A 12,138-nucleotide genomic window follows, 5' to 3' on the forward strand; every position below is an offset into this window, starting at 1 on the left:
AATCAGGTCGAAAAGACGTACGAACTTGGAAAATGAGGTAACGAACTAATGGACTTCCTCAACGCCCTTGTGGCGCTCTCCAACTTCGTTCTTGTTCCCGCAATCGCCTATGGCAGTCAGTTGGCGCTGGGCGCTTTGGGGGTGACGCTGATCTACGGCATCCTGCGGTTTTCGAACTTTGCCCATGGCGATACGATGGCCTTTGGCGCGATGATCGCGGTGCTGGTCACTTGGGGCCTGCAAGCCGCAGGCGTCAGTTTCGGGCCGTTGCCAACGGCTCTGCTCGCCCTGCCCTTTGCCATTCTGGGCTGTATCGTTCTGGTGCTGATCACCGACCGGTTGGTCTATCGCTTCTATCGGGAACAGAAGGCCAAGCCTGTCATTCTGGTGATCGTCTCGATGGGCGTGATGTTCATCATGAACGGGCTGGTTCGTTTCATCATCGGTCCGGATGACCAGAGGTTCTCGGACGGAGCGCGTTTCATCGTCTCGGCGCGAGATTTCAAGGCGATGACTGGGCTGCGTGAAGGGCTGGCAATCAAGACCTCCCAGGGCATCACGGTGATCGTCGCGGTTGTCGCCGTGGCGCTGTTGTTCTGGTTCCTGAACAAAACGCGCACCGGCAAATCAATGCGGGCCTATTCTGACAATGAGGATCTTGCGTTGCTGTCCGGTATCAACCCCGAGCGCGTGGTGATGATCACATGGATCATCGTTGCCGCGCTGGCGACCACTGCTGGTGTGCTCTACGGCCTCGACAAAAGCTTCAAGCCATTTGTCTATTTCCAGCTTTTGCTGCCGATTTTTGCCTCGGCTATCGTGGGTGGCCTAGGAAACCCTCTGGGCGCTATCGCGGGCGGTTTCATCATCGCGTTTTCTGAGGTGACGATCACCTACGCGTGGAAGAAAGTGCTGACTTATCTGGCACCTGAAAATCTGGAGCCGTCAGGTTTGGTGCAGTTCCTGTCCACCGATTACAAATTCGCTGTCAGCTTTGCCATTTTGCTGATCGTACTTCTGTTTAAGCCAACCGGCTTGTTCAAAGGAAAAGTGATATGAGCGAGCCCGTCAAAAACACGCTGCTTTTTGTGGTCGTCGGCGCACTCATCCTGTTGACCGGATTCACCCAAAGCTGGAACGCCGCAATCCTGATCCTGAACATGGGCTTGATCTCGGCCATCATGTCGATTGGCGTCAACCTGCAATGGGGCTTTGCTGGCCTCTTCAACGTTGGTGTCATGGGCTTTGTCGCGCTGGGCGGGCTCGCGGTTGTGCTGGTTTCGACACCCCCAACCCCCGGCGCCTGGTCTGGTGGAGGATATGGCGTCATCCTGTCGCTTTTAATGGGCGCGGCAACCGTGGTTGCAGCTGTGATGGTGGCCCAAAAAATGCCCAAGGGACGCACACAAACCTTTGCAATCATCGGTATTCTGGTCGTAGGTTTTTTTGTTTACCGCGCAATTTTTGATCCCAACGTAGCTGCGATCGAAGCGATTGATCCTGCTGTCGCTGGTAATATCGGCGGTTTGAACCTTCCTGTCCTATTCGCTTGGCCTGCCGGGGGACTTTTGGCGGCGGGCGCAGCATGGCTGATCGGAAAAACAGCGCTGGGCCTGCGCTCGGACTATTTGGCAATCGCCACACTTGGTATCGCCGAGATCATCATCGCCGTCATGAAAAACGAGGACTGGCTGGCACGTGGGGTCAAGAACGTCTACGGCATTCCACGCCCCTCACCGGTGGTTGGCTACGAAGTTGAATTGCAGCAAGACCCAACTTTCCTTGCAAGGGCCGAGTGGTTCGGGCTGGATCCGGTTACTGCCTCGACGCTTTCCGTCAAGCTGGGCTACTCTTTGCTGTTCCTGATCGTGCTACTGGTGCTGCTGTGGATGGCTCAGATGGCGTTGAAAAGCCCTTGGGGCCGCATGATGCGCGCCATCCGCGACAACGAGGTTGCCGCCGAGGCGATGGGCAAGGATGTCACCCGCCGCCATCTACAGATCTTTGTTCTGGGCTCAGCCATCTGCGGCATCGCCGGTGCGATGATGACCACTTTGGACGGGCAGCTGACGCCGGGCACTTACAACCCGCTCCGCTTTACCTTCCTTGTCTGGGTCATGGTGATCGTCGGCGGGTCGGGCAACAATTTCGGAGCCGTACTGGGAGCGTTCCTGATCTGGTTCCTGTGGGTTCAGGTTGAACCCATGGGCCTGTGGCTGATGAACCTGATAACCTCAGGCATGCCTGACGGCAGCGCACTTAAGACGCATCTGATCGATAGCGCCGCACATATGCGCCTGTTCACCATGGGACTGATTCTTTTGATTGTTCTCAGATTCAGTCCAAGAGGGCTGATCCCCGAGAAATAAGCAAAATTTCCTGCGAAATTCCCCTAACGCACCGTTAATCGGTGCGTTTTATTGTGCGGCGAGTCAGAACGCTCTAAATCGGTGTATCGTGATCCACCACATCGCGCTGTGCCCCATACCATGTTTGTTTGGTGCGGAGTTGTAACGATCTGACAGTTAACCAAGATGAGAGCACCGTAGTCGCAATGATTAAACCACTCAGAGTTTTCGCAATCGGGATCCCGCTGATGGCAACGCTATCAGCGTGTATTCCCTCACCTGAACAATTAGAGACCACCCCGGTCAAGGTCCAGACGCCCAAAGGTGTTGTGACCTGTCAGCTTTACCGCCAGGACCGCGTCACCTGGGACCGCGCAATCGATTTTCCGGCCACCAAAATGTCGGTGCCCGAGGCGGATAATTATTGCAGACAGGAAGGCCTGCGCCGGCTTAATCGATAACAATATGGGCGCGCGACTGGTTCGGCGCGCGCCGCACTCCGGATCCTAGCGATTGCGGAACAAGCCGCCCAGTATGCCCCTGACGATGCGGCGGCCAGTTGTTCCTTTCAGCTCTTTGATCACGGCCTCGCTCATGGCCGTGGCGAAGGTATCCTTTTTGCGCGAAAGACGAGATGACGATCGCCCAACGCGGTTGCCCGAATACCTTCGGGCCGAGGCGTATTCGCGTTCTGCCGGGGTCTGCTGTTCCAGAACTTCGTCGGATTCCGCCTGTTCCGCCGCATTCGCAGCGGCATCCGCGCGCGCCTGCAGAATCTCAAACGCCGATTTGCGGTCGATACGCTTGCCGTATTTTGCATCCATCGGCGAAGCTTTGATCACCGACTGACGCTCAGCTTTGGTAATCGGACCAAGTTGAGAGCCCGGAGGCCGGATCAAAGTGCGCTCGACCACGCCCGGAACACCTTTCTTTTGCAACATCGAGGTCACGGCCTCGCCCACGCCCACCTCTCGGATTGCGGTCTCAGTATCGAAAGCTGGGTTTTCACGATAGGTCTCAGCAGCAAGTCGCAGATTCTTGCGGTCGCGCGCTGTGAAGGCCCGCAGCGCATGTTGGACCCGGTTGCCCAGCTGACCCAGAATATCATCCGGGATGTCTGCCGGATTCTGCGAGATGAAATAAACGCCAACGCCCTTTGATCGGATCAAGCGCGCCACCTGCTCGACCTTGTCCACCAGCACCTTGGGGGCGTCCTCGAACAGCAAGTGCGCTTCATCAAAGAAGAACACCAGTTTCGGTTTTTCAGGGTCCCCCACTTCGGGCAGTTCTTCAAACAATTCGCTAAGCAGCCACAACAGGAAAGTCGCGTATAGGCGCGGAGAGCCCATCAGCTTGTCAGAGGCCAGAATGTTCACCATCCCCTGCCCGTTCGCATCTGTCCGCATCAGGTCGGCCAGGTCCAACGCAGGCTCGCCAAACAGATTGGTACCGCCCTGATTTTCCAGAACCAGCAAGCGGCGTTGAATAGCACCGATCGAAGATGTCGAGACATTGCCATAGCGCAGCGATAGTTGGGCGCGATTCTCGCCTATCCAGACCAGCAATGCCTGCAGGTCTTTCAGGTCAAGCAGCGGCATGCCTTCTTCGTCTGCGACCCGAAAGGCGATGTTCAGAATGCCTTCCTGCGCCTCACTCAGTTCCATCAATCGCGATAGCAGCAGTGGGCCCATCTCGGTTACGGTGGTTCGGACCGGATGCCCTTGCTCGCCAAACAGATCCCAGAACGTGACTGGACACGCGGCGTAAGAGAATGTGCCGAACCCGATCTTCGCGGCCCGATCCAAAAAAGCCTGGTGTAATTTGTGGGTTTCGCTTCCAGGCAGCGCCAGCCCCGACAAGTCACCTTTCACATCGGCCAGAAACACTGGAACCCCCGCCTGTGAGAAGCCTTCAGCCAGAATTTGCAGCGTAACCGTTTTGCCCGTACCGGTCGCACCGGCAATCAGGCCATGGCGGTTCGCATATTTAAGCGACAGCCCCTGTGCCACTGAATAGCCGTCGCCACCACCGCCTACGAAGATCTTGTTGTCCATTGAAAATCTGTCCCGAATTCTACCGATCTGCTGCAAGCATACAAAGTTAACCTTTCGCTGCGAGAGTAAATGTTGCTTCTCGTGGCCTGGCTGCGGGGGCAAACTTCCTCCCTGTCGACTGGCCGTGCCTTTGGGCACGGCTTTTTTTTAAATTCTACGAAAACCGAAAGACGCAAGAATAGTTTTTTAGGGTTAGGAGTTGACCAACGGGTTCCCCTTTCGTAACGTCTGCGCATAACTAAGTCGGCCAGTCCGACGGGGAGAAAATATTCAGGAAGGGAGCCGCTCCACCGGCTCCCTTTTTCGTTGCAGATCGCGATGTTTCCCACGCATTTCGGCAAAAAACGATCAATTCACGGTCTGGAATTCGGATTTACCCTGACACCACTGAATTGCGGTGATAGAGGAAACAAAAAACTGGATCAGTTAGATGAGGCATTCATGATCAGGAAACTTGTCCCTTTTAATGTGGCGGCCGCAGCACTGTTGTGCGGAACAGCATTTGCGCAGGAAACCACACAGCAACCTGAAGCCGGTGATGAAGCCGAAGTTGGCAGCGATCTGGATCTGGGTGAATCCGGTCCCCGTGTTGGCGAGCAATACGTCAAAGAACAAACGGGTGAATGGAATATTTCCTGCATCAAAACCGAAGGCGAAGACGATCCCTGCGCGATGGTTCAGATCCTGAATAACCAACAGGGTGATCCGATTGCCGAAGTTTCGATCGGAAAACTGCCCGAAGGCGGTGCCGCTGTTGCTTGGGCGAATGTTGTTGTACCGCTCGAAACCCTGCTGCAGGCGCAATTGGCTATGTCGATCGATGGGGCACCGCGCAAGCTTTACAATTATCACCACTGCATTCCAGTTGGCTGCGTGGCGCAACTGGGTTTGACACAGGGTGATATCGACGCGATGAAATCAGGCCAAAAGGCAGTGCTGTCGCTGGTTCCTGCGCGCCTGCCAGATCAGGTTCTGAATATGGACATGTCTTTGTCTGGCTTCACAGCAGGCTTTGACGGACTGAACGTTTCCATAAACTAAGCCCCGCAAAAGCATCGAATAAGAAAGCCGCCGTGATAACACGGCGGCTTCTTCATATACGCTTCAACGCAAGAACGGCGTTCAGCCCACCAAAGGCGAAAGCATTGCTAAGGGCGACATTAACTTTCGCCTCACGCGCCTCGTTTGGCACCACATCCAGCGCGCATTCGGGGTCGGGCTCTTCATAGCCAATGGTCGGGGCGATCACCCCGTCGCGCAGGGCCATGATACAGGCTAATAGCTCAACTGCGCCGGTACCGCCGATCAGGTGTCCGTGCATGGACTTTGTTGACGAAATCATCAGATCGTCGGCGTGCGGACCAAACACACCAGCAACGGCTGCACATTCGGTTTTGTCATTTGCAGCCGTGCCGGTCCCATGGGCATTTATGTAACCCACATCGCTTGCATTCAGCCGTGCATCCGATAACGCCCCGGCCATGGCCCGTGCTGCCCCTTGTTTGCTGGGCATAACTATGTCGGCCGCGTCCGACGACATAGCGAATCCCACGACCTCGCACAGGATATCTGCTCCGCGCGCGCGCGCGTGTTCGTATTCTTCGAACACAAAAACACCCGCACCTTCGCCTTGCACCATCCCGTTTCGGTTTGCGCTAAAGGGCCGACAGGCATCTTTTGACATGACGCGAAGCCCTTCCCATGCCTTGACGCCCCCAAAGCACAGCATCGACTCCGAGCCACCGGTCACCATTGCGGGCGCTGCCCCGCTGCGCACCATCTGAAATGCCTGCGCCATCGCATGGTTCGAAGACGCACACGCTGTTGATACTGTAAAGCTAGGGCCTTTGAGGTTGTGCTCCATTGAAACGTGGCTGGCCGCCGCGTTGTTCATCAGCTTGGGCACGACAAAAGGATGCACGCGATTTTTGCCATCCTCGTAAACCGAGCGGTAGTTGTCATCCCAGGTGGAGACGCCACCACCGGCCGTTCCCAGAACCACCCCCGACCGCGCGGCTGTGTCACCCGAGAATACGATGCCGGATTGATCGATCGCTTCTTTGGCGGCGGTTAACGTGAACTGCGTGAACCGATCATACAGCGTCATCTGTTGGCGGTTGAAACGGCCCTCGGCCTCAAAACCCCGGACTTGACCACCGATCTTGATCGACAGGCGATCCACATCACGAAACTCAAGCTCGGAGATACCACAACGACCCTCGCGCATGGCTTCCAGAGTGTCGGGGACGGAATGGCCCAACGCATTAATGGTGCCAGCACCCGTAATGACGACGCGTTTCATACCGGCGGTCAGACCTTTTCCGATACGAGTTTTTCGATACCCGCAATGATCGCTGTCACATTCGAAATGTCGAAATCGCCGGATGTGGGCTCGTTTGCGTTGAAGGGCACGGTGATATCGAACTCTTCCTCGATGGCAAAGATACTCTCAACAAGACCCAGGCTATCGATGCCCAATTCTTCGAGCGTACTGTCGGGCGTCACATCCGAAGGCTCAAGCACGGCCTGTTCGGCAATGATTGCTATGACGCGGTCGCTGATGCTCATCTCGATCCCCTGATTTTCGCCTTGGGGATGATTTAATCACTTGAAGGCTGTTTGAAAACAGCCTTTTTCAACGCCTCGACGTCGCGCGACAATCGGGGCAGACGACGTTGGGCTTTATATATCTCGGTATGGCTTTCCATTTTAATGCCCGGGTAGCCCATGATTACGCGACCAGCAGGAACATTTGACAGAATCTTGGTGCCGCCACCGGCAATCACGCCATCACCGATGAAAATATTATCGACAACACCAGTCTGACCGCCCAGTACTACGTTATTACCAATCTCGACCGAACCAGAAACGCCGGTTTGCCCACATAACAAACAATCCCGCCCGACTCGGGTGTTGTGTCCCACGTGGACAAGATTATCCAGTTTCGATCCACTTCCGATTACAGTATTGCGTATGGTCCCGTTGTCGACAGTGCAGTTCGAGCCGACTTCGACGTCGTCGCCAATCTCGACCGCACCCAGCGAATGGATGCGCAACCAGCTTTGCGCCTTTGCATCCCCCTGATCACCCAGAGTTTTCCGCGCATTTTCGGCACCCGAGACTTCTGGTGTGACATAGCTGAAACCGTCCCCGCCGATACGGGCACCCGGCTGCGCGATAAAGCGATCACCGATTTGAGCCCGCGCACCGATGCTGACCATTTCGCGCAGCAGAGCGTTTTCACCAAGCGACGCATCCATACCGATCACGCAATGCGCGCCGATAACCGAACCCGCGCCGACGCGCGAGCGCGCACCGATAACAGCAAGCGGGCCGACCGATACGCCGACCCCGATCTCGGCGGTTTCATCAATGACAGCCGATGGATGAATTCCCGGCGCAATCCCCTGCCCGCGATCCAGCATCGCGGTGATCCCTGCCATCGCCATGCGGGGGCGTTGCACAAAAATGGCGGCCTCAAGCCCCAGTGCTTTCCAGTCCGCGCCATCCCACAAAACCGCGGCCCGTGCTGTACCGGTCTCCAAAGCTTCAGCATATTTTGGCGACATCGCCATGGCCAGATCGGTTGGCCCGGCATCTCCCGGCTCGGCTGCTCGCAAGATGGTCAGGCCAGTCTGGCCTTCTGCGACGACCCCCAGGGAATCGGCGATTTGTTGAACGGTAAACTGCATGTCGGGCGTCCTCGTGGCGGGATTTGCCTCGTGATTACCCTTGAACGTCCGGCAGGACCACCCCTGCCTTTTGCAGCGCTTCCCAGATCTTGCGATCCCGGTCATACACGTCGCGGCGATACTGCACCTCGCCTTTGGGGCCAATATAGGCCGTGCGATAAATCAGATGCACCGGAATTTTTTTATCCAGTTCAACCTTCGTTTCTTTGCCCGTGTCCAGCACGCGGTGGAAAAACGCCTTTGGATCCTCTTCCTGCTTGGCCAGCAGCTTATAGGCAAACTCGAACGGTTGCGCCAAACGGATGCATCCATGCGAGAATGCCCGAACCTCGCGTGCGAACAGAGATTTCTGAGGCGTATCATGCAGATAGATGTTGTACTTATTAGGGAACATGAACTTCACCAGCCCCAGTGCGTTGCTTTTGCTGGGGGGCTGACGCATGGAAAACGGGAAATTACGCGCAGTGAACTGGGTAAAGTCAACCGCTCCACGATTCACCTGACGGCCACGGCGGTCGGTGATCTGGATATGGCCGACAGCATTTGGATTGGCCCGCAATTGCGGCAGATATTCCTTCGTGATGATCGAGCGTGGTACATACCAACTTGGGTTGATCACCATATGCTCCATCTCATCCGAGAACTCTGGGCTGCGGCGATCATGTGTGTTTTTGCCGATCACGGCACGAGTCTCAAACGTGACCTGCCCGTCATCGACGATCTTGGCAGAAAAATCGGCCAGATTCACCAGAATATGCCGCTCACCACGGTCTTTTGGTAACCAGCGCTCCCGTTCAAGCGCAACGTAAACAGCTTTCAAGCGGTCTGAAACTGGGCGATTGATCTCGGAAATAGTGCCTTTGCCAGCTACGCCATCCGCCTCAAGACCATGAGCAGCCTGAAAGGATTGCACCGCCGCAAACAGCGCATCATCATAGTTTGGGCTGGCAGTAGGCTTCAGATAACCCATCGCGACAAGTCGATTGCGCAGCCTGATGACACTGTTCCCTGTGTCCCCAAGCTCAAGCTTGGAGACAGGAACGGTCTCGCCCCAGCCACCTTGTGTCATCAGCGCTTCCAGCGCCTTCTTCTGTTTCAACAGCGCAAGATACTGGCGCGATTGAGGCATCATATCCCTGAAATAGGTATCACCCTGGCTGGAAACGAGCAGTTCAAGATGCTCTGCGGCGCTGCGTCGTTCCACCGCCCGCACTAGGCCGGGATCAATCTGCGAAGGCGTTACAGAACCGGAATGCAAGTCTCTGGCATATTTGACAAAAACCCGAGTCAGCTCGGCCTCGAGCATGCCCAGATCACGGGTGTTGCGCGCGTCCTGCATCTTTGTCTTCAAAGTCTGGACGTCGTAACGTGCCCCAGGCAATCCATGCAGATCGGTCGTCGAAAGCGCTTCGATCAGGGCTTTGCGTCGTGCAGCATGTTCGGGCGTATCGCCAACCCAAACCGGATCAAACCCGTTTGAGCGATAAAACTCAGCAATTGCCGGGCTGTTGGACACACTTTCCGCAACGGCCAATTGAAACGCTGTGCCATCCGTCCCCGCCTGCGCGACTGAGGCCGAAGCCACAAGGAAAGCGGCGATAAAAACACTTGAACGAGCACGGGTAACAAATGACATAGGATGGCCCTGTTTCTTCAATGACTTGGCACGCCCTATAAGCGGCGTCTGAAAATAATGTTTTGCTGAGCGCCTGATGTCTATTCACAAATTCATCACCAGACCGCTTCTTTGACCCCTGGTGCGCGTTTGCATCGCCGACGCGCGAACTGCGCCAAAAGCAAGCATACTTGCATCAGTTGCGCAAAAAACTGCCGAAATTTCCCCCTTGATTTGACTGCGACCAAAGATTTCTTGGCTGTTGAATCCTACTGTGCCATAAATCCCGCATCTGGGATGGGAAAAAATTAATACGGCGCGCGTAACATCGTGTGCAGGCAGGAACAGTACGGGACGAAACAAAAAATGACCAAGAGCAGTACCTCGGGCCTGACCCGGCGTGCCCTATTGGGCGCATTCGCCGCAACCGCAGTTGTTGCAGCCCCCACATATTCCAACGCAGCAGGTTTCCTTCGCGGCGGAGGCGATATTCGCCGTATCCGCATGTATTCCGGCCGTACCGGTGAACGTATCGATATGGTCTATTGGGTTGATGGCAAATACATCAAAGACGCGGTGAAAGAGGTCAACCACTTCATGCGCGACTGGCGCAGCGATCAAGTCAAGTCCGTGGACCTGAGGACCGTCGACATCATGGCGGCCACTCATAACCTTCTGGATGTCAGCGAGCCATACATGCTGCTGTCGGGTTACCGCTCGCCGCAAACCAACGCAATGCTGCGCCGCCGCTCGCGGGGTGTTGCCAAGAATTCGCTTCATATGAAGGGTCAGGCTGCTGATCTGCGACTGTCATCACGCTCGGTCTCGCAAATGGGCAAAGCAGCGATGGCCTGCCGTGCCGGTGGCGTTGGACAGTACTATCGTTCGAATTTCGTTCACATGGATTGCGGTGTCATCCGCTCGTGGCGCGGCTAATCGAGCATTTCATCTTTCGCTGTTGCACGACCCCCATCAGATAGTTCTGGCGGGGGTTTTGTTTTGCCTGGAAAAACAGGTTCGTGTACCGTCAGTTCTGCGTAATATGACGACTAGCAAGGGTGAAATGGCGCACCTGAGAGGATTCGAACCTCTGGCCTCTGCCTTCGGAGGGCAGCGCTCTATCCAGCTGAGCTACAGGTGCCTTGGCCGTTAGCTACCCTCGTTCCAATCCGGGTGCAACTGCAAATCCGCAGTACGATCAGGCAAACAGATCGTGGGCAAGCTCCAACGCATCGATCAGGGTGTCGACCTCATCCGTCGTGTTATAAAGCCCAAAGCTGGCACGACAGGTAGCAGTGACCCCCAAATGATCCATCAGCGGCCCGGCGCAGTGGTGGCCTGCGCGCACGGCGACACCCTTTTTGTCCAGAATGGTTGAAACATCATGGGCATGCCCTGCCCCATCCAAAGTAAAGCTGAATATCGCGGCTTTGTTCGCTGTGGTGCCTTGAACCTGCAGCCAGTTCAATCCATTCAACCGTTGCATCGCATAGTCGCGCAAGCCGGCCTCATGCGATGCGATGCTCTCCATGCCAAGGTCCATCATATAGTCAAGCGCCACACCCAACCCGATGGTCTGCACGATGCCGGGAGTTCCGGCCTCGAACTTCATTGGCGGATCGTTGTAGATCACCTGATCTTTTGAAACCTCTTTGATCATGTCACCGCCACCTATAAAGGGGCGCATTTCAGCCATGCGGTCCGATTTGACAAACATTGCACCAGAACCGGACGGGCCGTACAGTTTATGACCCGTGATGGCATAGAAGTCACATCCGATGTCATCGACATTGACGGGCATATGAACCGCGCCCTGGCTGCCATCCACCAGAACCGGAACGCCTTTGGCGTGGGCGCCTTGCGTGATTGCTTTGACATCAACCACAGTGCCCAGCACGTTCGAGCATTGGGTCACCGCAACCAGCTTTGTCTTGGGGCCAATGGCATCGATTACCGCCTGAGGGTCAAGATGGCCGGTCGCATCGACATCGACCCATTTCAGCACCACGCCCTGCCGTTCGCGCAGGAAGTGCCACGGTACGATGTTGGCGTGATGTTCCATCACGCTGAGGACAATCTCGTCCCCCGCCTGCAGGCGTGGCATTGCCCAACCGTAGGCGACCAAATTGATTCCTTCGGTCGTACCCGAATTCAGGACAATCTCATTCTCGTTTGATACGCCCAGAAACCGCGCAACCGTGCCACGGACGGCCTCATATTTCTCGGTCGCGAGATTTGACAGATAGTGAAGCCCTCGATGTACGTTCGAATATTCGTGCGCATAGGCCTGCGTGATCGCGTCGATCACTACCTGGGGTTTCTGCGCGGAGGCCCCGTTGTCTAGATAAGTCAGCGGCTTTCCGTTGACCTGACGTGACAGGATCGGAAAATCTGCGCGGATTTTTTGTACGTCATACATAGACAGGACT

Annotated in this window: 11 protein-coding genes and 1 tRNA gene; 5 read left to right on the plus strand and 7 right to left on the minus strand. The window is 55.8% G+C overall.

The genetic code is table 11. The annotated features are described in order from the left end of the window. The first annotated feature begins 48 nt into the window (after positions 1-48). From ACR0BT_RS02565 to ACR0BT_RS02575, 3 genes are all read left to right on the plus strand, one after another. Entirely contained in the window at positions 49-1,059 is a 1,011-nt protein-coding gene (locus tag ACR0BT_RS02565) for a branched-chain amino acid ABC transporter permease (protein ID WP_170393049.1), read from the plus strand. Next, positions 1,056-2,369, plus strand: coding sequence for a branched-chain amino acid ABC transporter permease (locus ACR0BT_RS02570; protein ID WP_170421678.1), 1,314 nt, complete (start codon positions 1,056-1,058; stop codon positions 2,367-2,369). The genes ACR0BT_RS02565 and ACR0BT_RS02570 overlap by 4 nt, the downstream gene beginning before the upstream one ends. Positions 2,370-2,596: 227 nt before the next feature. Beyond that, positions 2,597-2,809, plus strand: coding sequence for a hypothetical protein (locus tag ACR0BT_RS02575; protein WP_480438555.1), 213 nt, complete (start codon positions 2,597-2,599; stop codon positions 2,807-2,809). Positions 2,810-2,854: 45 nt separating this feature from the next. Here ACR0BT_RS02575 and ACR0BT_RS02580 read toward each other — a convergent pair whose 3' ends face one another. Next, on the minus strand, positions 2,855-4,402 hold the full coding sequence (locus tag ACR0BT_RS02580) for a helicase HerA-like domain-containing protein (protein WP_480762472.1): 1,548 nt from the start codon (positions 4,400-4,402) through the stop codon (positions 2,855-2,857). A gap of 441 nt (positions 4,403-4,843) precedes the next feature. Here ACR0BT_RS02580 and ACR0BT_RS02585 point away from each other — a divergent pair, with 441 nt between their 5' ends. After that, positions 4,844-5,443, plus strand: a complete 600-nt coding sequence (locus tag ACR0BT_RS02585) for an invasion associated locus B family protein (protein WP_170421684.1) — start codon at positions 4,844-4,846, stop codon at positions 5,441-5,443. Positions 5,444-5,495: 52 nt separating this feature from the next. Here the strand turns inward: ACR0BT_RS02585 and ACR0BT_RS02590 are convergent, their stop codons facing one another. From ACR0BT_RS02590 to ACR0BT_RS02605, 4 genes are read right to left on the minus strand one after another with little or no spacing between them, the layout of a single operon-like run. Further along, positions 5,496-6,704 (minus strand): beta-ketoacyl-[acyl-carrier-protein] synthase family protein, encoded by a 1,209-nt coding sequence (locus ACR0BT_RS02590; protein WP_170393044.1) that lies wholly within the window; start codon positions 6,702-6,704, stop codon positions 5,496-5,498. Positions 6,705-6,712: 8 nt separating this feature from the next. After that, the gene (locus ACR0BT_RS02595; protein WP_170393043.1) at positions 6,713-6,970 is read right to left on the minus strand and encodes an acyl carrier protein; all 258 of its coding nucleotides are present in this window, start codon (positions 6,968-6,970) and stop codon (positions 6,713-6,715) included. A gap of 32 nt (positions 6,971-7,002) precedes the next feature. Then, positions 7,003-8,094, minus strand: a complete 1,092-nt coding sequence (gene lpxD / locus ACR0BT_RS02600) for a UDP-3-O-(3-hydroxymyristoyl)glucosamine N-acyltransferase (RefSeq protein ID WP_480762473.1) — start codon at positions 8,092-8,094, stop codon at positions 7,003-7,005. A gap of 34 nt (positions 8,095-8,128) precedes the next feature. After that, positions 8,129-9,730, minus strand: coding sequence for a L,D-transpeptidase family protein (locus ACR0BT_RS02605; protein WP_480762474.1), 1,602 nt, complete (start codon positions 9,728-9,730; stop codon positions 8,129-8,131). Between the two features lie 345 nt (positions 9,731-10,075). Here ACR0BT_RS02605 and mepK point away from each other — a divergent pair, with 345 nt between their 5' ends. Continuing rightward, positions 10,076-10,645, plus strand: a complete 570-nt coding sequence (mepK, locus tag ACR0BT_RS02610) for a peptidoglycan L,D-endopeptidase MepK (protein ID WP_170509840.1) — start codon at positions 10,076-10,078, stop codon at positions 10,643-10,645. A 128-nt stretch (positions 10,646-10,773) separates the two neighbouring features. Here the strand turns inward: mepK and ACR0BT_RS02615 are convergent. Further along, positions 10,774-10,850: transfer RNA gene (locus ACR0BT_RS02615), tRNA-Arg, on the minus strand. A 57-nt stretch (positions 10,851-10,907) separates the two neighbouring features. Continuing rightward, positions 10,908-12,128, minus strand: a complete 1,221-nt coding sequence (locus ACR0BT_RS02620) for a cysteine desulfurase (protein ID WP_480762475.1) — start codon at positions 12,126-12,128, stop codon at positions 10,908-10,910. Positions 12,129-12,138: the final 10 nt, after the last annotated feature.

The sequence above is a fragment of the Ruegeria sp. CJ6 genome (assembly GCF_056536665.1).